This window comes from Alcaligenes sp. 13f (genome assembly GCF_020496585.1).
In the GTDB taxonomy this organism is placed as follows: Bacteria; Pseudomonadota; Gammaproteobacteria; order Burkholderiales; family Burkholderiaceae_B; genus Alcaligenes; species Alcaligenes phenolicus.
The window spans coordinates 107,598-132,013 of record NZ_JAHKKC010000010.1 but is presented as its reverse complement, the minus strand read 5'-3'; the positions used below and the strand labels follow the sequence as shown (position 1 = coordinate 132,013).

The window sequence follows — 24,416 nt, the reverse complement described above, 5'->3', positions numbered from 1 at the left end:
CAGGCCCGGCACCGCCTTCCTTACAAAGGCAGCTTGCATCTTGGACCGCTGCGGCAAAGCCACGGCGGTTTTTTTTGAGCAGGTCGCTTGAGCAAAGAGACCTGTCAAAAAACGGTCCCGATCCACACAGGGAAAGGGACCGTCTTGAACCTTCTTACGCTTCCTTGTCGTCCAGAACGGAGAACTCGGCAGGATTCAGGTCTGGCTGGGACGCTGCGTCGCCTTCGTAAAAGCGGGCAGGCGTCAAAGCCTTGCGGTTCACACGCAGGTCAAACACGTCAAAACGGTTGTAGTGACCAGTGATGTCGTGCATTTGACGCGGCTGGATGCAGCGCGACAGATCGATGTCGGCGTAGGCAATGCCTTCCTTGTCGATCAGTGCTTCGCCCTGAACGCGGCCATCGGGGCCAATAATGCCCGAGAACGCGCTGTTGGGACGAGCCAGCAGATCACGTGCTTCAGGATGGCTGGCCGACATGGCTTCGATGATTTCCTCGGAAACCGTCGAGCAAGCCACAACCGTAAACACCTTGCCTTCAAAGCAGTGAGCAGCAGCACGCAAGCGAATCGCTTCAGCCATGTCGTAGTCTTTCGGTGCCACAGGCAAGGCGATGTAGCTGGCAACGTGTACCAGTTCACCTTGCGACAACAGGCTGAAACGAGCCAGCGTGTTGGTATTTTCACCGCAAGCCAAGGCACCCAGAGGGCCAATAGTAGTGTCATGCACGCGCATCGAGGACGCATCGCCGTTGGCCCAGGTCAGCTTTTCAGCCCAGGTGGGAACCAGTTTGCGGTGACGGCCCAGAATGCGACCGTCAGCGCCGATGGTGACCAGCGTGTTGTAAATGGTGCCGATGCCAACGGGACTGCGCTCGTTCACACCCAACACCACGTTGACCTTGCGCTGGCGACAAACCTGCGCAACCTTCTGGATCTCGGGACCGGGCACTTCGATGGCCGATTTGCACAGGCGCTCGAACCACGGGCTACCGTCGATCGGGTTCATCACCCAGCTCCAGTAGGGGTAACCGGAGACGAACACCTCGGGAAAGGCGATCAGCTCGGCACCGTTATCGGCCGCTTCGTTGATCAGGCGACATACTTTTTCAATAGTCGCATTCGTATCCAGGAACACGGGCGCTGCCTGAACGGCGGCGGCCTTGAACTGACGCAATTCCAGCATCATGCTCTCCTTTACTTAGTTTTGGGGGGTGACGTCCACGATGGGGTGGCGCAGTTCGCCAATGCCTTCAACCACAGCGTGCACTACGTCACCAGGCCACATCCACTCTTGAGGATCACGGCCAGCGCCCACGCCTTCTGGGGTACCGGTAGCGATGATGTCACCGGGTTCCAGCGTGATACCGGCACTGATGTCAGCGATCAGGTCGTTCACGTTGAACAGCATGTGCTTGGTGTTGGAGCTTTGCTTGGTCACACCGTTCAGAGTCAGGCTCAGGTTCAGGTTGTGCGGGTCGGTCAGCTCGTCAGCGGTCACGATCACGGGGCCGAAAGGAGCGTAGGTGTCCTGGCCTTTGGAGTAGATCCACTGACCGGCACGACGGCAGTCGCGGGCGCTCACGTCGATCATGACGGAGTAACCGAACACGTACTTCAGGGCGTCTTCTTTGGCCACGCGCTGAGCACGGGTGCCCATGATCACGGCCAGTTCCACTTCCCAGTCCATTTGCTGAGTGATGTTCTTGTTGTGCTCGATGGCATCGCCAGGGCCAACCACAGTGGTTGGTGGCTTGGAGAAAATCACGGGCTGCTTGGGCAGCTCTTTGGAGGTGTCCAGAGTACGGCTGGATTCGGCCACGTGTTCCACGTAGTTCAGGCCGATACCAAAGATGTTCTTGCGTGGGCGTGGGATAGGAGCCAACAGCTTGACGTTGGCCAGGGGCAGCGCCACACCGAAAGGCATATCGTCGGCGTAGGTTTCCAGCAAGCGAGCCGTGGAGGTCACAGCGGCTGGGCCCAGGTCGATGAAATCGAGCATATTGTCAGGCAGCATGTGGCCTGTGGCGTCGCCCAGGTAACCCAGGTCAACCACCAAATCACCCACAATGGCACCCAAGCGGCCAGCGGCAGCAACTTCACTACGGTACGTTACAAGACGCATTTCTATCTCCAGATTGGGCCATCTTGTGCAGATGGCTTGAATAAATCGGGTCGGCCCGCCTTGGCAGGCCGTCCAAATAAGTTAAACAAGTAGTCTTACAGCAGGACCTGATGGCCGCCGTTCTCTGCCAGCGCTTCTTCGCGGTACAGATTCAGGGCGCGCATCACGGGCAGGTCATGGAACGAGAACAGGCAAGCGTCCTCGGACGAAGAACCGTTCACGTGCTCGTGGAACATCCAGGATGGTACGCAGAAAATGTCGCGTTCGCGCCAGTCAAAGCGTTTGCCATTGATGATGGAATAGCCTTCACCCTTGGCGCATTGGTAAATGATGCTGCCGGTGTGACGGTGGGCCTTGGTGTGCTCGCCAGGGCGCAGCATTTGCATGCTGGCACCAATGGTGGCCATGACAGGGCCGCCGGTCAGCGGGTTGATGTAGTCCATGATGACGCCATCAAAGGGGCTGCCGTCCGTAACCTTGGCGTAGGCCGACAAGGCTTCGTAGGTGGGCTCCCACTCGTACTTGAGCAGGGGCGAGTACGGTTTTTGCCAGTCGTGCAAGGTGGGCTTCAGACCACGACCACCCCAGATACCCACCGCGTCGTTGACGGGGTGCGTAATGGCCTGGGTCAGATCCGGGTGCACCGCGTAGAAACCGGCTTCCAGGGCGTTGACCAGCGGAATGTCCAGACCGTCTTGCCAGATGCAAGGCAGGCCGTCAGCTTCCACACCGTGCTCGTGCCAGCAACCGTTAGGCGTCAGCACGAAGTCGTTGGCGCCCAAGGTCATCTTGTGGCCGTCCACGATGGTGTAGGCACCACGACCTTCCATGATGAAACGCAGGGCCGAGGAGGAGTGCGCATGTGCGGAAGCCGCTTCACCCGGTTTCATGACCTGCAAACCGGAGTACAGCCAGCCCACCGCCGCCGAAACTTCCTGGCGACCGGGGTTGTTCAGGTAAATCACACGACGACCGGCCTTTTCAGGGCTGACCAGATCCACCGAACGCAACACGTAATCGCGCAGGTCGCGGTAGCGCCAGACCACAGGCACGGATTCGGACTTGGGCTCCCAGGGCTCGATCTTGTTGGCCACGGTCCACAGAGCACCGGCCTCAAACTGAGTCAAATCCTGGTAGTACTTCACCAATTCGGGCGTGTCCTCAACATCTGCACGACCGAGCACGCTTTCGCGGTGGGTGTCAAAACGTTCTTCCGACATGATGCTGTCTCCTTTCGTGTTTTATGACTTGGCAGGGCCGTCCTGGGCCACTGGCGCACGTTTGATTTGGCGCTGCAACCAGTCCTTGCCCCATTCGTACTGAACGGGCCAGGCCAGGTCGGTGTAACCCAGCTCCGCAGCCTGACGTTGTGGCCAGTTCGCGTCGGCCAGAAAGCCTCGCGACAGGGCGCACAGGTCAGCACGGCCTGCAGCAATAATGCTGTTGGCGTGATCCGCTTCCATGATCGAACCCACCGCCATGGTGGCGATACCGGCTTCGTTACGGATACGGTCGGAGAATGGCGTCTGGTACATGCGGCCGTAAATTGGCTGCTGCTCCAGCACCACTTCACCCGAGGACACGTCGATCAGATCGGCACCGGCTTGCTTGAACAGGCGGGCGATTTCCACACCGTCGTCCGCCGTGTTGCCACCTTCGGCCCAGTCTGTTGCCGAGATACGCACCATGATGGGCTTGTTCTCTGGCCAGACGGCACGGATAGCGGCAAACACTTCCAGCGGGTAAGCCATGCGATTTTCCAGACTACCACCAAATTCATCACTACGCTGATTAGTCAGCGGCGAGATGAAGCTGGACAAGAGGTAACCGTGGGCGGCTTGCAATTCGATGCAGTCAAAACCGGCCTGGTCAGCGCGCTTGGCAGCGGCCACAAAGGCGTCACGGATCTCGTCCATCTGGGCACGAGTGATCTCGGCTGGCACGGCGGTCACACCAGCCTGGTAAGGCAGGGCGGAAGCCGACACCAAAGGCCAGTTGCCTTCAGCCAGCGGCTGATTGGCTTTTTCCCAACCCAGCTGCGTCGAACCGCGACGGCCAGCGTGGCCCAGCTGCACACCAATCTTGGCACCCTGTTCGTGGGCGAAAGCCACCACAGGTTTCCAGGCATTGGCCTGCTCGTCGTTCCACAGACCGGTACAACCGGGGGTGACACGACCTTCAGGCGTCACGGCCGTCATTTCAGCCATGATCAGGCCAGCGCCACCCATGGCGCGGCTGCCGTAATGCACCTGGTGCGTCGCACCGGGCATGCCGTCCTTGGCGCTGTACATCAGCGTGGGCGAGAGCACGACACGGTTCTTCAACTGCATATCGCGCAGCTTGAAGGGCGTGAACATGGGCGAGGGAGCCTTTTCACCGTCGGCCAGCTTCATGCCAGCTTCGGTCGCCATCCAGCGCTCGTATTTTTCCAGCCAGGCCGCGTCACGCATACGCATGTTCTCGTGCGAGATGCGCTGCGAACGGGTCAGCATGGAGTAGGTGAACTGCTCGGGCTTCATATTGGCGTAACGGGCCACGTTCTCGAACCATTCGGTCGAGTTGCGGGCGGCGTTCTGAATGCGCAATACGTCCACGCTACGAGCGGCTTCGTAATCTTTCAGGGCCTCTTCCATGGACTCGTGGTCCATGTGCTGGGCCAGCGTAATGGCATCTTCCAGAGCCAGCTTGGTGCCAGAACCGATGGAGAAGTGAGCGGTGTGAGCGGCATCGCCCATCAGCACCACAGGAACCTTCTTGCCGGTGCCGTAATCTTGCCAGTGCACCCACTTGTTGCAGATAACGCGTGGGAAGCGGATCCAGATGGCCGAACCGCGCAGGTGAGTCGCGTTACTGATCAGCTTGTTGCCATCCAGGTGGTCGGCAAACAGCTTCTCGCAGTAGGCAATGGCCTCTTCCTGCGACATTTCGCCAATACCGGCTTTCTGCCAGGTCTCTTCAGGCGTTTCCACGATGAACGTGGACAGGCCATCCTGGAAGCGGTAGGCGTGAGCCTGGAACCAGCCGTGCTCGGTTTCAACAAAAATGAAGTTGAAGGCGTCGAACACTTTTTCCGTACCCAGCCACACAAAGCGGCAGTTACGGGTGTCGATATCGGGCTGGAACACGTCTTCGTAGCGGGTACGAATGGCGCTGTTGATGCCGTCAGAAGCAATCAGGATATCGGCGTTGTACTTGCGGGCCAGTTCAGCTTCGTCCGTGACCACGGTCTCAAACACCAGCTTGACGCCCACTTCTTCACAGCGAGCCTGCAGGATGTTCAGCAATTTCTTGCGACCAATCCCGATAAAGCCATGACCGCTGGAGCGCACGGCGCTACCTTTGAAATGGCACTCAATGTCGTCCCAGTGGTTGAACGCGTCACCGATGGTCTGCGCGGACACAGGGTCAGCTTCACGCAGGTTTTCCATGGTCGCGTCCGAGAACACCACACCCCAGCCAAAGGTGTCGTACGGTCGGTTGCGCTCGATGACAAAAACCTCGTTCTGAGGGTTTTGCAACTTCATCAGCAAACCGAAATACAAGCCGGCTGGGCCTCCGCCAATACATACGATATTCATGATATGTCCGTATGGTCTGAATACATGCTTCTGAGCATAGTATATTTATTAATAAATATTATACAAGTCAACTATTTAAATCAAAAAAAATACCTGACCTGCACACTGCCTGCTACTACTTCAAACTAGATCAAGCCTTGCTGCTTTCTGGCTGGGCAATCACATACTCTTGCATGGGGTTGCGCAGGAAATCAGGGATAGGAATACCCAGGTGCGTCTCCAGCGAGGTGGTCACCACGGTCTGGCGCACTTGCATACGCAACACACCGTCTTTACCGATGCAGCGCAACAGCAGCTTCAAGGAGCTATTGCCAATGCGTTCCACACCCAGGCTCATCACCACATCATCACCCATACGGCTGATGGACTTGAACTCGGCTTCGATATGCACCGAGGGCATGCCTACCCGTTTGCTGGCGATCATGTTGTGAAAACCCTCGGGGGTCATGGAGTCGATCCATGCTTCCATCAGGTCGTTAAACATCACAAAGTACTGCGGATAAAAAACGATACCCGCTGGATCGCATTCCGAAAAACGGATGCGATGTTCTTGTTCGTACAGCTTGGAAACCATGTTGTAGACACCTTTTTAGCAAGTGTTTTGTGCGCCTGTTCGTGACGCTATCCGCATCCTGCCTGGTTTACAGGCCTGGCAGGATGCACCTTATGCTAGCCAGCAGCGCTTTGCAGATGGACCCGCAACAGGCCCAGATGCTGATGGATGTGCACGACCTCTTCCGTGCCCAGACCTTCAAACATTTCCGCAATCCAGTCGCTGTGGGCCTGGGCCATCGCCTCGAAACTGCTCTTGCCCTTGGGGGTGAGACGCAACACCCAAGCACGTCGGTCGGTGGGGCTGCTCTGGCGAGACACCATGCCCTCGCGGGCCAGCTCGTCAGTCAGTCCGGTAATATTGCCGCCGGTTACCATCAGATAACGCGACAATTCGCCCATCTTCAGGCCCTGCGGGTAACGATACAGCTGGGCCATATAGTCGAAACGGGCCAGCGAAATATCAAAATTCTGGCGCAAGCGGCGACGGATTTCGTCTTCGATCTGCTTGGTGCAGGTCAGCATGCGCAACCACAATTTCAGGCTGGCGGGGTCCTTGGGACCGACGCGGCCTTCAAAGCCGGCATCGGCCGGTTCTACCAAAAATTCGAGTGCTGCTTCGCTTTGATTCATATTGTTTTTCCCCCAAGCTTTGGCTAATTCAGTTTGACCAACAGGCGGGATATTCTTGCTTGAACAAGTGGCCAAGTAGACACGGGATGTCTGGCTTTCAGGGCCTTGGTCGCAGTGCCAATCCGAATTTATATTCTACTATGAATATTTTAGAAATAAAGTATTTGGCGGGATAAAAACGCTTCCTCAAGGGTTTTCACCAAGGCCGCCCGAAAGCGGCCCGGTGTTGCCCTTACACCAGTGCGTACTGGCGCAGTGCAGCCTCCAGCTTCACGCCGTGCTCGTCAGCCAAAGCCGCATCGCGCAGGGCGCCCAAAATAGCAGGCGACAAGGTGCTGGGGTTGCGTTCCAGAGCCGACATCACGGTCTGGTAGTTACGCAAGCCACGGGCATGGGTATCGCCATACCCTTTGACCAGACGCTGGCACTGGGCAATTTCCAGAGCCAGGGCCGGATGGGCATCGGCAGCCTGCTCGATCTGCTTCAACCAGCCTTCAATGCGCTGCTGCTCAGCCTGGTAGCGCAACGTACGACGACGCCAGCGCTTGAAGCCCGAGAGCAGGTACAAGGGAATGAAGCCGCGCACCGAGCTGGTTTGAATCACACGACCGGATTTGGTCTGGGATTTCACCAGCTTGTTGCCCCAGGTAGGACGCATCAACCAACGGCCTACGCTGGCAAACGGCAGGATTTCGCTGATTTCTTCCACACGGGGGTGCATGTATTCATTGATTGCCACGATCTGGCCGTCGGCAGCGCGCACTTCTTTATGCACACGGTCAAAACGGCTGGAGCGGGTTTTCAGTTCAGCCACGCGAATGGCGTCCTCGTAAGACATCCACAGCGCCAGGTAGCGGCCGGTTTCGCGGATCAGGGCCACATCGTCAGGGCGGGCAAACTGGCTGATCTTTTTCAGGCGGTCCAGGTACAGATTGGCGTAGGCCACGTCCTGGAAGTCCAGAACACGACGCACACCTTCCACCACGATAGGCTGGGCCTGCGCGGGTACTTCGGCACGGACGCGGTCAATCAGCTTGGCCACCGCAGGGTCGCGGGGGGCCAGCGTCGCCATATCAACCGGCTTGTTTTCCGAATCGGCTTTACCTGCATCACCTTCCGCAACACGGGCGTAAGCGGCACCAAAAGCCTTCAAGCTGGGTTTGACGCCCACACCACCACGCTCGATGGTCTGTTCAAACTGCGAACGGCTAAAGGGCAGCACGCCGGTGCTGGCCAATGCGCCAAACAGCACGGCGGAAATCACGCTGCCCGAATCCTCGGCCGCTTTTTCCATATTGAAGTACACAAAGCGCTTGGCAGCCTGGGTTGCGTGCGCAATCAGGGCGTTGTCGTCCACACGGCCATCGCCCATGGCCGATTTTTCGGCAATGGAATAGACACGGTGGGTGGAAGCGATCAGCGTGGTGCGGTCCTCTGTCACCAGGCCACGTTGTACGGCGCGACCGGCTTCCATGAGTTCGGAAGCCAGCACCACGTCCACGTCACCGGGCATGGGCATCAGAGCCAGCACAGGCTTTTTGCCATCCACGGCGGCCGAGTGCGGGAACAGTTCCACGTAGTAAATCGTGGCGCCGGTACGCTGGGCCACGCCCGGCACCGAGGTGGTCTGTGCAAAGTAGCCGTTTTGTTCGCCCAGGTTGACGATCCAGTCGGCCAACACGCCGCCGCCTTCGCCACCCATGGCCAAAATAGCAATCTTGATTGGTTTGATCTGCATGATAAAAATCTCTACGGGTGTGCTTAGAAGGCCAGACGTTCACGACGGGCAGCGTCACGACGCTGCAACCAGCCGATAAAGCCACGGCGGGTTTTTTCGCGGAACTTGTCCCAGCCAGTCGGGTTGCTGACTACTTGTGCACGGTAGAAAGACGGGCACAGAATCGCCGCGTGGGAAACCTCACCACACAGACCGCAACCCACACAACTGTTCATCACATTCGCTACGGGGTCCTGACGCAGAGCGTCCGGATTGGGGCGAATCGACAGCGAAGGGCAACCGGACAAGCGGATGCAGGAGTGATCGCCGGTACACGTATCCGGGTCCACACCAAAGCGCTCGCGCACTACGCGTTCGCCTGCCGCCACGGCTTTACGCACCTGGCCTTTCTCGCGGCGCTGACGGTTCAACATACATTCGCTTTGCGCCACCAGCACCTTGGGACCTTTTTCCTTGGTCGTCAGGGCTTCACGCAGGGTTGCCGTCATGGTCTTCAAGTCGTAGGTGCGACGAATCATGCGCAGCCATTCCACACCGACGCCACGCGCGGCTTTCTCGATCAGGTGACCGGTACTGCGCGTTTCGTTCTTGGCCTTGGAGGACAGAATGTCCTGACCACCGGTAGCCGCGGTGTAGCTGTTGTCGATCACAATGGTCAGGTTGTCGCTGCGGTTGAACACGGCGTTGGCAATACCACTGGTCAAACCGTTGTGCCAGAAACCACCGTCACCCATGACCGAGATCGCACGCTTGTCCGAATCCACGTTCAAGGCAGCCGAGCCGGCGCCACCCAGGCCGTAACCCATGGTGGTGTTACCCAGGTTGAAGGGCGGCAAAATGGAGAACAGGTGACAGCCAATGTCGGCCGACACGTGGTGCTCGCCCAGCTCGCGCTCCACCAGCTTCAAAGCGGTAAAGATAGGACGCTCTGGACAACCGGTACAAAACCCTGGCGGACGGGCGTGAACGTTCTCGTCCAGGCTGCCCAAGGGTTTGACTTCAGCCGCTTCCACTTCCACCAAGCTGGCTTGTTCAGCTTTGGGACGCTCCACGGTCTCGACCTTCATCGGGATCACGCGTGGTTTGCGGGCTGGCAGGGGCTCGATGCGCTCGTATTTTTCCATGAAGGCACGCAGGCCTTTCAACATGGTGGCGGTGTTGTACTCACCGGCCAGAGGCAACAGATCCTTGCCATGCAAGGTCACGTCCACATTGTGACGACGCACGATGTCGGAGATGTTCTGTTCCACAAAGTTGGGCTGACCTTCTTCCAGCACCAACACCGCACGCTTGCCTTCACAGAAGCGGACGATTTCAGATTCGATCAGCGGGTAAGCCACGTTCATCACGTACATCGGCACTTTGGATTCGCCGAACACGTCGGCCATATCCAGGTGTTCCAGAGCACGGATCACGGTGTTGTAGCCACCGCCCTGAACGATCAGACCGACGTCATCGGTGCCATCAGCAAAGAATTCATTCAACTGACGCTCTTCGATGAACTTGACGGCGTTGGGCCAGCGCTGTTCGATCTTTTCTTTTTCATGCAGGAAGCTGGCAGGCGGCAACACAATGCGATTGATGTCGCGTGTAGGCTGCTCCATGGCTTCTTTGATGGTGAATTTGGCGCGGCGGTTGTCCGAGGCCACAAACTGACCATGCACGTGACAGGCGCGAATACGCAGCTGCAGCATCACGGGGGTGTTGGACGCTTCGGACAGATCAAAGCCGTCTTTTACCGCCTGCACGATACAGGGCAGGTTGGGACGGGGGTCCAGCATCCACATTTGCGATTTCATGGCAAAAGCGTGGCTGCGCTCCTGCATGATGGACGAGCCTTCGCCGTAGTCTTCGCCCACAATGATCAGCGCACCGCCCTTGACCCCGCCGGAGGCCAGGTTGGCCAGCGCGTCCGAGGCCACGTTGGTACCCACGGTTGCTTTAAAAGTGATGGCGCCACGCAGCGGGTAGTTAACCGACGCAGCCAGCGTTGCCGCCGCCGTTGCCTCGCTGGCACTGTTTTCAAAACGGATTCCGTTCTCTTGCAGGATGTCCTGGGCATCTGCCAGCACGTCCATCAAGTGCGAGATAGGCGCACCCTGGTAACCGGCCACGTAGGACACGCCCGATTCCAGCAGGGCCTTGGTCACCGCCAGGATGCCTTCGCCACTGAATACGTCTCCATCACCCAGGCGCAGCTTTTTGACTTCTTCGACAAACGATCGCTCAGCCATTTTTCTTTCCTTACTTACCGCTCATTGTGAACATGGTATTTATTTTCATCGGAATATGTTTATATCTCAACATATCCATTCTCATGGTTTTCCCTAGTAAAGTAGCTAAATTATTTGCGACACGCGAGCGGACAGCTTGGTTATAGTGAGCCCTGTTGCTGCCTTGCGGCACCCATTAGCCTGTAATGACAATAAGCACCATGAGCCCCACCGAACACGACACCGTCTTTGTCGAAAACTACCTGCCCGCCTTGTTGGCCCAGGCAAGCCAGCTGATCTCTGCCGAATTCCATGAAGTGGTGCTAAGCAACGGTTTGTCCATTTCCGAATGGCGTGTGCTGTCCACCCTGTCCGGCGCGGGCGAAGTGAGCATCGGCCATCTGGCTCGTATTGCCACTACCAAGCAACCCACCGTCACACGCTTGCTCGATCGCCTGGAAAAGCAAGGTTTGCTGCGCCGCGTGGCCCACGATGTGGACCGTCGCATCACCTTGGTACGCATCACCGAGGAAGGCCAGACGCTGATCTCCGGCCTGATTGCCAAGGCCCGCCTGCACGAGCAGGAAGTGGTGCAGCGCCTGCAACCGCTGGATGTCGGCGCCCTCAAAACCACCTTGCGGCGTCTGATCTCCGAGCAACACGACTACAACGAGCAGTAAAACGCAGCCCGCCCGGCCACACTATCGGTTCTAACCCTGCATAGCGCGGGCTTGGCGTTCTGAACCTGGTCTGTAGCTACTTCCAGATTCCAGAAACACCACACCGGTCCCACCTGAACGGAGCGTGTGTAGTGTTTTTTTATCCTTTCCAACCTTGAGGCTTAACAGAGCCATAACCGTCAGCAGCCAGGCTACTGATCAGATGTATGGCTCTGCCAGATAGCCCATTACTCAGGCTGAATGCCCAGGGTAGGGATCAGCTCGGAATAGACCTTGGAGTCGTTCTGCACGCGCTCCAGCGTCTGGGCCGGGGTGGTGAAGAACTGGGCCAGACCACGGCTCTTGAAGGCAGCCTGCATTTCGGGGGTCTTCAGGGCAGCATCCACCTTTTCCTGAATTTCTTTCACGGTGTCATCCGGCGTGGTGCCGGGGGCAAACAGCGCAAAAGTCGTCGTCGGAATGCTGTTGGCATGGCCACCTGCTTCCTGCACCGTCGGCACATTTGGCAGCAGTTCAGTACGCTTGTCAGCGCCTACCGCCAAGACTCGCACCTTGCCGCCATCTACGTGCTGGGATGCCAGAATGCCACCGACCAGCATGGCATCTGTCTCACCGCCCAGAATGGCGTTTGTCGCCGGGGCCATGCCCTTGTAAGGGATGTAGGTGAAGTTCACCCCTTCTTCACGGGCCAGCAAGCCCATGCCCAGGTGCGTGACGTGTCCACGGCCACCAGTGCCCACATTGGTATCACCATTGGCTTTCTTGGCCTGGGCGATAAATTCCTTGTAGTCCTTGGCCGGGAAATCATTACGCACCAGCAGATACAGGTTCACGCCAGCGACTGTGGTGACCGGCTTCAGGTCCTTTTCCCATTTGTAGGGCAGGTTGCTGTAAAGCAGCGGGTTGGTCGATACCGCCAGGCTATCGACCATCAGCAGGGCCGAGCCGTCCCCCTTGGCTTTGGCGATATTGTCAGTACCGATAATGGCGTTGGCGCCCGGACGGTTTTCAATCACAAAGACCTTGCCGGTGGCCTTGTTCAGATGCACACCCAGATCGCGGGCCAGAATGTCAGGCTCGGTGCCGGGTGGGTAGGGGACCACGATACGCACCTGGTCCGTAGTCGGCCAGGCGGCTTGAGCCATCATCGGGGCCAAAGCACCCACACCTGCCAACAACAGGGCCAGCGTCGTATTTTTAAGCTGCTTCATTGTCCACTCCTTATCGTTATTGATTGCGGCCCGCCACCGACTGGTAGCCCCCCGCAGCGCATTTACCATCGTCCAATCAAGATATTCATCATGCGCTCATGCGCATTGGTACGATCCTCTACCGCAGCCCAGCTCTCGCTGGCACGCCCTTTCAGGGTGTCATGCCAGTCCAGCAGGCCTTCTTTCATACGCCGACAAACCGCTGCATACGCCGGGTCTGCGCCCAGGTCGTGCAGCTCGTCAGGGTCTTGCTTTAAGTCGAATAATTGTGGCCGATAGCCTTGCCAATGTATGTATTTATAGTCGCTATCGCGCAGCATCAGGCCACGACATTCATCCACGCCACGGCCCAGAATCTGGCGGGCTTCCCGATAGGCGTAATCCAGGCTGGCCACGGTGTACTCACGTGCCCAGTCGGACTGGCCGTGCAACAAGGGAATCAGCGAACGGCCTTCCACCCGGTGCTCCTGGGCGGGCAGGTGCAAGGCATCCAGAATCGTAGGGGTGACATCCACGCACTCGACAAAAGCATCACTGCTTTGACCACGTGTGACATTCGCTGAAGTCCGTGGATCAACCACGATCAGCGGAACGCGTATGGCGTTTTCAAAGAAATACTCTTTCTCGCCCAGCCAGTGGTCGCCCAGCAAATCGCCGTGATCAGAACTGAAAATAATCAGGGTGTCTTTCAGGCGGTCTTGCTGTTCCAGCATGTCCAGCAAACGGCCGACTTCATCATCGATCTGTTGAACCAGGCCCATATAGACAGGCTTGATCGTGCGCCAGACCTCGTCCTGGGCAAAGGACAGGGACTCTTCATGCTGCTGATAGGCCGCATGCACGGGGTGTGCATTCTGGCGCTCGTGCTCTGCACGCAAGGGCGTACAGGCGTCTTCCGCGCCAAAGCGGTCGTGGTAAGGCGCTGGCGCTTTATAAGGCCAGTGCGGTTTGATGAAAGACAGATGCAAGGCCCAGGGCTCTTCGCCTTTGGCCGTGATGAAATCCATGGCCCGCTGGGTGAAGTAGGCGGTTTCAGAGTCCTGCGCCTGTACCCGTGCTGGCAGGCTGGCATTACGCATGTACCAACCGGAGGCAAACTGACCCTGGGCATCCTGGCTGCCAATCACATAGTCTTCCCAGGGACGCTCGCTGTCGTAACCCTGAGCCTGCAAATACTGGCGGTATTCACTATCCGAGCCCATTTCAAAGTGACCGTCATAGCGTTCAATCGCCGTAAAGCCGCCTTGCCAGAAGCGCTCGGCCGCCTCGGGCTGAACCTGGAAGCGTCGGGCATTGGCCCCGGCCGGGTCCGGCACGTGATGGGTCTTGCCCAGCAGATGGCACTCTCGCCCGGACTGGGCCAGATAATCGCCCAGATACAGCTCGTCGATGGGGTGGGGAACGCGATTCCAGGTGACCCGGTGCGACAAGGGATAGCGGCCGGTGTAATACGAGGCCCGCGACGGGCCACAGACGGCAGAGTTCACATAGGCACGATCAAAGCGTACACCCATGGCGGCCAGACGATCCAGATTGGGGGTCTTTAATGCGCCCCCAGGGGCATAACAGGACAGGTGGTCTGCACGTAACTGGTCACACATGATGAACAGCACATTCTTGATCTCTAAAGACACCTGACTGGGCTGAGCCTGATCCATGTCCGCCTCAAAAAAAACCGGGTCCGGGCCCGCGTAGAACCCGACGCCACAAAAGGAGTAGGCCATGTGTAAGCAAATGCATAACAGACCCGCTTATGCCTCAGATTATTACCGCAGTCTGAGAATAATTTTTGAATAATCTGATGGTTTAGGTATAAACCAGTAGACTCGGCCAATGCCCGATGTTGCGCTCCACTGACACGCCGCAGCATGGTTAGAATAAAGAACCAACAACTCCGCTTCTACGAGGGCACATGAATAGTCTAAGACGCATGCTGCAAATTCTGGACTTGTACGGTGCAGACACTCCGGTTCTGGATGTGGAAACCATCTGCGCTCGCTTGAATTACCCTCCCGCGACAACCTATCGCTACCTGAAAGAGTTATGCACTAGCGGCCTGCTGATACGCAGTCCCGAAGGTTACGCGCCGGGGCCCCGGTTTATAGAAATGGATCTGCTGATCCGCGAATTTGATCCGCTGGTCAGCCGTTGCCGCCCCTTGCTGCGTTCGCTGGTCGAGCAGACCGGACTGGACGTCCTGATCGGCCAGCAATATGGCGAACGCATATTGACCACCCATCAGGAAACCGGGCCGGAGCGTTTCGAGCTGCTGTTTGGCCGGGGCCGCACCATGGATATGTTCCGCAGCTCCACAGCCCGTATCGTCACGGCTTATCTGCCCACCCGCCATCTGCGCCGCTTGTACGAGAAAAATCAGGAGATTGATTATGTACAGCGCCTGGGCAAGGAATGGCCGGTGTTTTCCGCCCATATGCAGGAACTGCGCCGTGCGGGCTATTGCATCACCAAAGAGCAGATCAATCCGGGCATAGGCGGTATTTCCGCGCCTATTTTTGATGATGCCAAACGTATCTTCGGCAGCCTGACCTTGTTGGGTACGCTGGAACGCTTTGAGGCGATCAGCCCCGAAGCGCTAGCCAGCCTGATCCAGCCCGCTGCACGCGCCGTTAGCCGCGCCCTGGCCCAAGTCTGAGGACTGGGTGCCCCCAGGAACCAAGCCGCGCCTGATCAAGCATCAGTTCGCGGCTTTGTCTTGGCCTGTTTCCGCCCTTTCTTTTTCTCCGGCACCACCACTTTTGCTGGCGGATGGTTCACCACCCCAAACGGAATATGCACGGACGGCAAGGTCTGCGCGGTGGGAATCAGGTGGGTGGTCTGGTCATCAAAGAAAATATGGGGCTGCAAAACCTCCAGCACCCGACGTTTTTCAATGCCACCCAGAAAGAAGGCCTCGTTCACCTCGATACCCCAACTGCGGATGGTATTGATGACACGCTCGTGAGCCGGCGCATTGCGTGCCGTCACAATCGCAATCCGCAGACGCGGCACATAGCTGGCATCCTGCTCCTGACGCAATTGCTCCACTTCCTGTATATGCGCCAACTTCAGCAAAAACGTCTGTAACAGGCCGGGATTATGCGGTTTTTGCACCAAACGCACTTCATGCTCGAAAAAGGCCGGCAAACCACCTTCCTGCTGATACACGCGCTCGGACTCGTCGTCCGCGATCACCCCGTCAAAGTCGAAAGCTACGCGAATGGGCTGGTCGTCATAAGCATCCTCGTAAGAGGAATTCAGAACCTGACCTGCGGGATAGCCTTGCTGCACCGCCCGATGCACGTCTTCCTGATTGGCCGACAGGAACAGGCTGATGGACAGCGGCTGGATGTAAGGGCTGGGGTCGCCCCCTTGCAGAAACACCGCCCGCGTAATGTCCAGATCATGATGGCGAATGGAATTCATCACCCGCAAACCTGTATTGGGATCATTACGGGAGAGCAGCACGACCTCGACCAAGGGATCGTCGGGCGATAGATCATTCAGGGCCAGCAAGCGCCGAATGAAGGAAAAAGCCACGCCCGGCTTCAGGGGCTCATGCTCGCGCGCCAGCTGGTAATCACGATACGCTGCCTCACCTTGCTCCAGAAAGACCTGATGGGACTGGCTCAGATCAAACAAAGCGCTGGAAGCCAGCCCAATCACCAGCCGCTTCTCCAGGTCATACGCCATGCACACCGCTCCCCAAATCCGCAAAAAAAACCAGCATACCAAAACGCTAAGCCGGCACTGGTACTACCCAAGCAGAACAAAGCCTACTAAAGTGCAAACACCATCACCTTCGTGAAAGCTTGCCGCCATGCAACCCTCAAAAAGCTATACCCTTGTTCTGGGCAATCCCCATTATTCGTCCTGGTCCTTGCGCCCCTGGTTATTAATGAGCCACTTGGGCATAGACTTTGACGCACGCTGGTTCAATTTTGGCCCCTCCTTCAGCACCCTGGCTTTCCATGAAATGGCACCGGCGGGCCAAGTACCTGTGCTACACACCAATGGGCAAATCATTTGGGACAGTCTGGCTATTGCCGAATACCTGGCCGAACAGCATCCCGGCGTCTGGCCCATAGACCCTATTGCCCGCGCCTGGGCGCGCAGCGCCAGTGCAGAAATGCACGCCAACTTTTCCTCACTACGGAATCTCTGCCCCTTTGCCGTCGCCCTGCGCGCCCACCACCATCAGCAGGACATGCGTCTGCAAGGCGAGCTGGAACGCCTGCAAACCATCTGGCAAGAAGGCTTGAGCCGTTTTGGCGGCCCTTTCCTGGCCGGAGAGCGCTTTAGTGCCGTCGATGCCTTTTACGCTCCCGTGGTATTTCGCCTGCAAACCTATGGTCTGAAACTGGACGAAGCCTGTCAGGACTACATGAATCGCATACTGGAATTGCCTGCCATGCAGCGCTGGCACCAGATGGCCTGTCAGGACACCTGGCGCGACCCGGACCACGAAGCCGAAATTGTGCGTGTGGCTGATATACATCTGGATTTACGCCAGCCAGCCTAGTGTCAGCGAATTGCCATGTCAGTGCAGACACGAAAGAGTATCCTTGATGGTCCCGAATGATTTCGCTGTCAAGGATTGCGCCGTATGGGCGATACGTACTTTCGCACTACAAACTACCATTTCACCGATCTGGACCCTCAGGCACAGGCCGCTTATGTAGACTCGCTGGCTGAACAAGCCCGGGCCAACAGCGCCTGTTTACGCTTCGATGTATTGCGCAAAGACCAGCCCCCAGGACAATGGGTGCTGCATGAAAGCTGGCGAGACTCCCAAAGCTGCAAGGACTTTCACGCCAGCGCCCCCGCTCGGACCCTGCAAAAAGCACGGGTCGAACAGAACCTGAACCATCCAGCCCAGCAAAAGGCTGCTGACAAGCCTGCGGCTGCGCGCCCGGCGTGCAAGAAGAGCAAGTGGGACCCCTACGTGTGGATCAGTATCGCCATGTGTATCGGGGTGATGGGCACGGCCCTGGCCAGCCCGCTATACCCGCTGTATCAGGACCGCTGGGACCTGAACGCCAGTCACATTACCCAACTGTACGTGGCCTATATGGCCGCTGGTTTGACGGGCCTGCTGTTTCTGGGCCGCTTGAGCGACATGAAAGGCTTTATGCCCGTGCTGCGTACCGGCCTGATTCTGGTGACCAGCGGCGTAACCCTGTCCGCCTTTGCCTGGGATGTAGGCAGCTTTGTGTTCAGCCGCATCATGATCGGGATGGCCTCCAGCATGATTGTGACTTCAGCCTCCATCGGTCTGGGGCAATTTAACCGGGGCGGAGACGTGCAACGCGCTGCCGCTACCACCTCACTGATGCTGGCCTTTGGTTTTGGCCTGGGCCCGGTCGTAGGCGGCCTGATTGCACAGTGGGTGCCAAATCCGCTGTTCTCCAGCTATATCCCCTCCATGGCCCTGGGTGTGCTGGCCATCTATGCCCTGTTTCAGATCAAGCCCATTGCCAGCAAACAGCCGGTACCGCAAAAGACCAACTGGCGCACCTGGATGCCGCGCCTGACACTGCCCGCCACCCATCTGCGCCGCCCCTATCTGATTGGCTGCTTGTCCGCCTGTTGCGCCTTTGCCATGTTCAGCCTGTTCGCCTCTCTGGCGCCCAGCTTCATGGCGCAAATGGTGCCTTGGCACGGCCCGGCCACCAGCGGCTTTTCCATCGGGATTATTCTGTTCCTGTCCTCGGGCTTTCAGCTGCTGATCCGCCGCTGGCCCGCCAAGCGCAGCGTCATCGTGGGCCTGCTGTCCTTTACCCTGGCCTGTATCGCCTTGCTGATCAATCTGTGGGCCAGTTCCTCGTTGTTATTCATCCTGTGCGTGCTGCTGACCGCCTTTGGCCACGGCCTGTGCATGTACGGCGGCATGTCTATCGTGCAGCGTGTCTCGCCCCCGCATCAGCGTGCCGGTCTGACGTCTACCTACCTGATCACCGGCTATCTGGGTGCCATCCTGCCTATTTTGGGTCTGGGCTGGCTGGCCGACCATTTGGGTCTGGACCAGGGCCTGATGATCTTCTGCAGTCTGATCGCCACCGCCGCACTGACTGTTTCCATCATCGCCTATCTGACGCCGGTACTGCATAAACCGGCCTCTGCCTGAGCAGGCACCTTGGCAAGCCACAAGCTCTGGCTGTGGCTTGCTCGCCATGCGAGCCCCCCGTATATTCCCCTAGTCCATTCAGGCCCCTTACTAGGGTTAGACCTGAAAAAGAAACACGTCCACCCTCAGTAGAATAAAGCCACTCCTGCAACGCTTCGCAGCACAGAGCGACCGGACCCAAGTATCTCCCAAAAGAATAAGTAATCCTTATCAAGGAGGCATTATGGCTGTTGCATTAAACAAGCTGTTTGTCAGTCTGGGCGCGGCCTTGGCCTGCTCGGTTACCGCACAGGCAGCCGGTTATCCGGACCACCCCATCAATATGGTGGTACCTTTTGCGGCGGGCGGTCCCACGGACAACGTGGCACGCGCTCTGGCCGAAGCCATGCGCCCAGTTCTGGGTGAAACCATTGTGGTGGAAAACAAAGGCGGGGCAGGTGGCTCCATTGGCACTTCCCAGGTCGCCCGCGCCAAGCCGGATGGCTACAACATACTGCTGATGCACATCGGCTTTTCCACCGCCCCTTCGCTATACAAAAAGCCCGGCTATGACGCCATCAACGGCATGTCTCCCATCGGCCTGGTCGTTGACGTTCCCATGACCATCATTGCCCGTGAGGACTTCCCACCCAACAACATTCAGGAGCTGGTGCAGTACCTGAAGGACAACCAGGACAAGGTTTCCCTGGCCAACGCCGGGATTGGCGCGGCCAGCCACCTGTGCGGCACCATGTTCACCGAGGCACTGGGTATTGAACTGCTGACCGTGCCCTACAAAGGCACCGCCCCGGCCATCGCGGATTTGATGGGCAAGCAGGTGGACATCATGTGTGACCAAACCACCAACACCACCCAGCAAATCAAATCCGGCAAGGTGAAGGTCTATGCTGTCACCAGCCGCGAGCGCGTCCCGACCTTCCCGGACGTCCCCACCATGGAGGAATCCGGCTTCAAGGACTTTGAAGTAGGCATCTGGCACGGCATGTGGGCACCGAAAGATACACCCCAGCCTGTCGTGGATACCCTGGTAAAAGCGCTTCAAGCTGGCATGGCTGACAAGGACTTCCAAAGCCGCATGGCCACTCTGGGAGCCACGGTCATGGACAAGGAAGCCAACCCGGCCGCCTTGCAGGCCAAGGTGGAGCAACAAGTGCCCCAGTGGGCCGCCCTGTTCAAGAAAGTGGGCGTAGAGCCCCAATAAAATCTGTTAGCCCAAAGGCTTTTGAAAAGGACGCTTAGGCGTCCTTTTTCTCGGCTTTGGCGTGCTGTCTGCCGCAGCGGTGGATAGCCTGTTCGGATGACCAAGAGACAACGCTCCATCAAGCTCCCGGCGACTCAAGAAAATCCGATCAAGAAAGGCTCGAAGTCAACGACTAGAGAAAATCCGGCCAAGAGAGGCTCGGACTCTGCGAGTATCAATCCGTCTTTCGAACCGCCGTATCCAAAGCCTGCAACCGCGCCCAAAGCTCCTGGAAATCCAGATCCTGTGTGATCACTACCATGCGCCCTTGTTGATCCGGCCAGGGCCACTGCGGCACGGCCTGCCAAGGATAGGACTGATGTTGCACGGCATGAATCACCTGCGGCTGGTCCATGCCCTGGACGGGCAGAACAGCTTTAAGGCGCAATAGGCGAGGGCCTGCCCACTGGCACAGATCCGACAACCAGGATTGCAGTTTGTCGGCGGGCAGAGCTTGGGGGAACAAGGCGCTTAACGAGTAGATGGAATCTCCATGGCGGGAAACATCAGGCAAGCCGACCGCGGACTCGTTGGAGCTTGCTCCATGCAGGTGAGCAGACTCAAGACTGCTGGGCTGACTGTTGCCGTTGCCGTTGCCAGCCATGGTGCCCGTGCCTTGGCTATGGCTATGGCTATGGCTATGGCTATGCACATGATCGTGATCGTGATCGTGATCGTGATCGTGATCGTGATCGTGATCGCCAGTATCTTGCCCCAATGCCTCGAACGCTTCCAAGCTCCAGGCCCGACCTTGTCCGGCTTGCTCGCCCAAGCCCAACAAACTGGGCGCAACGGGCTGCGCGGCCGACAAAATCTGCTGCTGCGCCAAAGGATTCAAACCGCGCACATATTCACGCAGCGCCGTTTCCGCCCCTGCATCCACCCGGTCGCGCTTGCTGAACAGCAGCAGGTCTGCCACGGCCACCTGCCGTCGCGCTTCGGCATGGCGCGCCAGCGTTTCCAGCCCATGCTCCAGATCCACCACCGTCACCACTCCCGCCAGGCTGTACTTCCCAGCCAGTTGCGGATCGCTTAGCAAGGTATGCAAGATAGGGGCAGGATTGGCCAGCCCCGTCGTCTCAATCAGCACTCGTCGAAACTGCCGCTGGCCTGCGCGCGCGAAGCGCCAGGTAATGTCGCGCAAGGTCTGTACCAGATCGCGCCGTATGGTGCAGCACAAGCAACCACTGCCCATGGCCTCGATTACATTTTCCTGGCTATGCGCCACCAAATGATGGTCCAGCGCCGTCTGCCCAAACTCATTGATGATGACCAGGGTGTCGGCCATCTGCGCTTCTTGCAAAGCGCGGTTCAGCAAGGTGGTCTTGCCACTGCCTAAGAACCCAGTCAGCAAGGTGACCGGAATAGGCGCAGATTTGGCACCCGTTTTCATATTCCTGCTGCCTGTAAAAAGAGAGCACTCATGCTCAACGGACGCGTTTACGCAATTGATTGAGCCAGCTATAAGCACTGACCAGCGTAATACCCATCAGCACCAGCAAGGCTCCGGTGACAAAGCGCGGCTCGATCGTTTCACCCAGCAAAAACGCCCCGAACAGAACCCCAAACAAGGGAGTGGCAAAGGAGAACACCCCCAGCCGCGACGCCTGATACTGACGCAGCAACCAGAACCAGACCAGAAAGCTCAGGAACGCCACCACCACAGACTGGAACACCAGGCTGGCGCCCAACAAGCCTGACCAATGAATATCGGTTTGCCCGGTCACGACCGCGGCCACCATCAAAATCACAAAAGCGCTGAACAGCTGATACAGCAAAGCTTCCGAGGGCGGGACGGCAGACAGGCGCGTGCTACGAATCAGCACGGTGGTAAAGCCCCACAAGGCTCCGGCGGCCAAGGCCATCAAATCCCCGATCAACATGCGGCCCAGATTGGCCCCGTCCATACTGGCCGGCCCCAGAAAGGTTATGGCAATGCCCGCCACCGCCAGCCCGATCCCTACCCATTGCAAGCGGACCAGACGCTCGGACGGCAAGAGAATATGCAGGCCCAAAGCCGCAAAAACAGGAGCGGTATATAAAAACACCACCACGTGCGCTGCCGAGGTAAAGCGCAGGCTCTCACCCAGCAGCAAATACTCCAGCGCAAACAGCAAGCCGGCCATCAGCCCCGGCTTCCAGGCCCCTTCTGTAAAGGCCAGCTTGTGCGTGCGCACCAGAACCAGCAAAGCCACCAACACACAAGCCACACCCGAGCGCAAACCGATCTGAAAAATAGGCGCCATGTCATTGGCCGTGGCCTTGAGCAAAATCTGCTGAAAGCTCCAGATCAGGCACAGGACCAGCATGGCGCCGCTGGCCAATGCATCCAGCGGTTTACGTTCTTCGCTCATGGTTTTTTTATCCGAAAAATAGCGTGCTTTTCCCTATGACCGAACAGGGGCAGAGGGGGGGGTGCAAAAAATGATTATCCGTGAAATTTCCCCGAATCAAAACGGGGCAAAACTTTCTTTACCCTCGGATAAGCCTTAATTGATATATCAAAAACCCCTCCCTAGAATCATTTAAGCCTAAAAAACAGGAAAAGGCTTGGGAGACAGACATGACGCTTAGCAATACCGACCGGGTACGAATCGAACTGGAGCACCGCATTGCCAGCGGTGATCTGCCGCCGGGCAGCGCCATTGATGAATCCTTGCTGTGCACTTTTTTCCGGGTATCACGCACGCCGGTACGCGAAGCCTTGTTGCAGTTGGCAGCCACCGGACAAGTGCGCATTGCCCCCCGAGCCGGTATTTTTGTCACCCAGCACACGATTGAAGAGCTGGAAGAAATGCTGGAAACCCTGGCCCTGCTGGAAGGCGCCTGTACCCAGCTGGCGGCCTACCGCATCAGCAATGCCCAGATTCGCGAACTGGAGCGTTTGCAAAAGCGCGGTGCCAAGGCCCTGCAAGAAAAAAGCCTGGCTGATTACGCCACGTACAACGCCGAATTGCACGCCCTGATTCACAGCATTGCCGGCAATACCTTCATGGTGCAGCAAATTGAACATCTGCGCCGTCTGACCAACCCTTACCGCCACCGCCATCTGGATCAGGAAAACCGCATGGAGCAGTCCTGGCATGAACATCAGGCACTGACCCAGGCCCTGGCCCAACGCGACGGCCCCAGCGCCATGCAAGCCGCGGCCAGCCATGTGCTGTCCGGAGCCGAATCCCTGCGCCGTGTCGCCCAAGCCCATCCCGAGAAATGGGAGTTCGACAAGCGCGAGCGCTATAGCTGGCTAAACGCCCAGCTCAACCCTTTAGCCGGGTTTTATATGCGGCACTGAATTAATAATTAGCTAAAAAACTACCACTCATACCGAGGAGACTTTCTCATGTTTGCAAGCCGTTTCACACGGCGTGCGCTGGCTGCGCTCGCCCTGACATTAAGCCCTGTGGCCGCTTTACACGCTGCCGAACCCATTCGCCTTGTCGTGGGTTTTGCCCCTGGCGGCGGGGTCGACACCCTGGCCCGCGTCACCGCTCAGGCGCTAAGCAAGGAGCTAGACCGCACCGTAATTGTGGAAAACAAATCCGGCGCAGGCGGCACCATTTCTGCCGACTACGTATCCAAATCCCAGGCCGATGGCAACACGCTGCTGTTTGCCGATACCTCCTTGCTGGTCGCCCCCTATATTTACCCGGCTCTGCGCTACGACTTGCAGCGTGACTTTGCCCCTATCGGCATGGTGGGCCAGTCTGATCTGGCGTTGGCCGTTCCGGGTGACAGCCCTGTCAAAACCGTGGCCGAGTTGATCGAAGCTATTCGCAAGGCACCTCCTCAAACAGAAACCTTCGCCTCGGTGGGCGTAGGCTCGGTGCACCATCTGGGTGGTGAACTGTTCGCCTTGCAGACCAAAACCGAACTGGTGCACGTTCCTTACCGCGGTGGCGCTCCCGCCAGTCAGGCTCTGGCCTCCGGTGAAGTGTCCATGTCCTTTGCCAGCCTGGCCTCCTCGATTGGCCTGGCCAACTCCGGCCGCATTCGTCTGCTGGCCACCTTGTCCGAGCGCCGCTTCCCCGGCATGCCCGATCTGCCCAGCGTCTCGGAAACCATTCCTGGCTATAGCGTGACACCGTCGCTGTTCATGCTGGCCCCACAAAGCGTGGACCCGGCCTTGATCGCCACCGTCAGCAAGGCCTTGGAAAACAGCATGCAGCAAAAGCAAGTACAGGATGCCTTCCTGGCCCAAGGCTCGGTAGCCGGTTATCAAGATGCCCAGGCCACCGAAAAATGGCTGGGTGAAGAAACAGAACGCTGGGCCAATGTCATCAAGACCGCCCAACTCGACTTTAAACAATGAAATAAGCAGCTAAGTT

At 57.8% G+C, this 24,416-nt stretch carries 20 protein-coding genes and 1 pseudogene; 8 read left to right on the top strand and 13 right to left on the bottom strand.

Annotated elements, in window-relative coordinates:
- Nucleotides 1–154: 154 nt before the first annotated feature.
- The 8 genes from KOE80_RS10640 to KOE80_RS10605 form a co-directional block, all read right to left on the bottom strand.
- Entirely contained in the window at nt 155–1,183 is a 1,029-nt protein-coding gene (locus KOE80_RS10640; RefSeq protein ID WP_009463819.1) for a carbon-nitrogen hydrolase family protein, read from the bottom strand.
- A gap of 15 nt (nt 1,184–1,198) precedes the next feature.
- On the bottom strand, nt 1,199–2,122 hold the full coding sequence (locus KOE80_RS10635; protein WP_009463820.1) for a fumarylacetoacetate hydrolase family protein: 924 nt from the start codon (nt 2,120–2,122) through the stop codon (nt 1,199–1,201).
- 95 nt (nt 2,123–2,217) lie between these two features.
- A complete protein-coding gene (locus tag KOE80_RS10630; protein WP_083055160.1) occupies nt 2,218–3,342 on the bottom strand; it encodes a cupin domain-containing protein in 1,125 nt (374 codons plus the stop codon).
- Nucleotides 3,343–3,363: 21 nt separating this feature from the next.
- Complete coding sequence (locus tag KOE80_RS10625) at nt 3,364–5,700, bottom strand: bifunctional salicylyl-CoA 5-hydroxylase/oxidoreductase (protein WP_083055158.1); 2,337 nt, start codon at nt 5,698–5,700, stop codon at nt 3,364–3,366.
- Nucleotides 5,701–5,830: 130 nt separating this feature from the next.
- Nucleotides 5,831–6,274 carry an acyl-CoA thioesterase gene (locus KOE80_RS10620; protein ID WP_035269363.1) on the bottom strand — a complete coding sequence of 148 codons (444 nt, stop codon included), beginning with the start codon at nt 6,272–6,274 and terminating at the stop codon, nt 5,831–5,833.
- 95 nt (nt 6,275–6,369) lie between these two features.
- Nucleotides 6,370–6,885 (bottom strand): MarR family winged helix-turn-helix transcriptional regulator, encoded by a 516-nt coding sequence (locus tag KOE80_RS10615; RefSeq protein WP_009463824.1) that lies wholly within the window; start codon nt 6,883–6,885, stop codon nt 6,370–6,372.
- Nucleotides 6,886–7,117: 232 nt separating this feature from the next.
- On the bottom strand, nt 7,118–8,623 hold the full coding sequence (locus KOE80_RS10610; protein ID WP_035269365.1) for an indolepyruvate oxidoreductase subunit beta family protein: 1,506 nt from the start codon (nt 8,621–8,623) through the stop codon (nt 7,118–7,120).
- Nucleotides 8,624–8,646: 23 nt separating this feature from the next.
- Nucleotides 8,647–10,857, bottom strand: coding sequence for an indolepyruvate ferredoxin oxidoreductase subunit alpha (locus tag KOE80_RS10605; protein WP_137431097.1), 2,211 nt, complete (start codon nt 10,855–10,857; stop codon nt 8,647–8,649).
- A gap of 200 nt (nt 10,858–11,057) precedes the next feature.
- Here KOE80_RS10605 and KOE80_RS10600 point away from each other — a divergent pair, with 200 nt between their 5' ends.
- A complete protein-coding gene (locus tag KOE80_RS10600) occupies nt 11,058–11,516 on the top strand; it encodes a MarR family winged helix-turn-helix transcriptional regulator (protein ID WP_226349102.1) in 459 nt (152 codons plus the stop codon).
- Nucleotides 11,517–11,743: 227 nt separating this feature from the next.
- On the opposite strand, the gene KOE80_RS10595 is transcribed toward KOE80_RS10600, so the two are convergent.
- Complete coding sequence (locus tag KOE80_RS10595; RefSeq protein WP_009463828.1) at nt 11,744–12,727, bottom strand: Bug family tripartite tricarboxylate transporter substrate binding protein; 984 nt, start codon at nt 12,725–12,727, stop codon at nt 11,744–11,746.
- Nucleotides 12,728–12,789: 62 nt separating this feature from the next.
- On the bottom strand, nt 12,790–14,385 hold the full coding sequence (locus KOE80_RS10590) for a sulfatase-like hydrolase/transferase (RefSeq protein WP_226349123.1): 1,596 nt from the start codon (nt 14,383–14,385) through the stop codon (nt 12,790–12,792).
- A gap of 254 nt (nt 14,386–14,639) precedes the next feature.
- On the opposite strand from KOE80_RS10590, the gene KOE80_RS10585 reads away from it, so the two are divergent.
- Nucleotides 14,640–15,380 carry an IclR family transcriptional regulator gene (locus KOE80_RS10585; RefSeq protein WP_035269374.1) on the top strand — a complete coding sequence of 247 codons (741 nt, stop codon included), beginning with the start codon at nt 14,640–14,642 and terminating at the stop codon, nt 15,378–15,380.
- Nucleotides 15,381–15,415: 35 nt separating this feature from the next.
- On the opposite strand, the gene KOE80_RS10580 is transcribed toward KOE80_RS10585, so the two are convergent.
- A complete protein-coding gene (locus KOE80_RS10580) occupies nt 15,416–16,417 on the bottom strand; it encodes a 5'-nucleotidase (protein ID WP_226349101.1) in 1,002 nt (333 codons plus the stop codon).
- A gap of 127 nt (nt 16,418–16,544) precedes the next feature.
- On the opposite strand from KOE80_RS10580, the gene KOE80_RS10575 reads away from it, so the two are divergent.
- The 4 genes and pseudogenes from KOE80_RS10575 to KOE80_RS10565 all read left to right on the top strand — a co-directional run bounded on the left by KOE80_RS10575 (nt 16,545) and on the right by KOE80_RS10565 (nt 20,052).
- Nucleotides 16,545–17,246 carry a glutathione S-transferase gene (locus tag KOE80_RS10575; RefSeq protein ID WP_035269379.1) on the top strand — a complete coding sequence of 234 codons (702 nt, stop codon included), beginning with the start codon at nt 16,545–16,547 and terminating at the stop codon, nt 17,244–17,246.
- 84 nt (nt 17,247–17,330) lie between these two features.
- Nucleotides 17,331–17,555, top strand: a pseudogene (locus KOE80_RS20545) (antibiotic biosynthesis monooxygenase); the annotation flags it as partial.
- A gap of 132 nt (nt 17,556–17,687) precedes the next feature.
- Entirely contained in the window at nt 17,688–18,851 is a 1,164-nt protein-coding gene (locus KOE80_RS10570) for an MFS transporter (RefSeq protein WP_009463833.1), read from the top strand.
- A gap of 223 nt (nt 18,852–19,074) precedes the next feature.
- Nucleotides 19,075–20,052 (top strand): tripartite tricarboxylate transporter substrate binding protein BugD, encoded by a 978-nt coding sequence (locus tag KOE80_RS10565; protein WP_035269381.1) that lies wholly within the window; start codon nt 19,075–19,077, stop codon nt 20,050–20,052.
- Nucleotides 20,053–20,266: 214 nt separating this feature from the next.
- On the opposite strand, the gene KOE80_RS10560 is transcribed toward KOE80_RS10565, so the two are convergent.
- The gene (locus KOE80_RS10560) at nt 20,267–21,484 is read right to left on the bottom strand and encodes a CobW family GTP-binding protein (protein ID WP_226349099.1); all 1,218 of its coding nucleotides are present in this window, start codon (nt 21,482–21,484) and stop codon (nt 20,267–20,269) included.
- A gap of 34 nt (nt 21,485–21,518) precedes the next feature.
- Complete coding sequence (locus tag KOE80_RS10555) at nt 21,519–22,445, bottom strand: DMT family transporter (RefSeq protein WP_226349098.1); 927 nt, start codon at nt 22,443–22,445, stop codon at nt 21,519–21,521.
- Nucleotides 22,446–22,654: 209 nt separating this feature from the next.
- On the opposite strand from KOE80_RS10555, the gene KOE80_RS10550 reads away from it, so the two are divergent.
- On the top strand, nt 22,655–23,383 hold the full coding sequence (locus KOE80_RS10550; protein WP_026483950.1) for a GntR family transcriptional regulator: 729 nt from the start codon (nt 22,655–22,657) through the stop codon (nt 23,381–23,383).
- Nucleotides 23,384–23,431: 48 nt separating this feature from the next.
- Nucleotides 23,432–24,400: a Bug family tripartite tricarboxylate transporter substrate binding protein gene (locus KOE80_RS10545; protein WP_226349097.1), complete on the top strand. Its 969-nt coding sequence runs from the start codon at nt 23,432–23,434 to the stop codon at nt 24,398–24,400.
- The last annotated feature ends 16 nt before the right edge of the window (nt 24,401–24,416 follow it).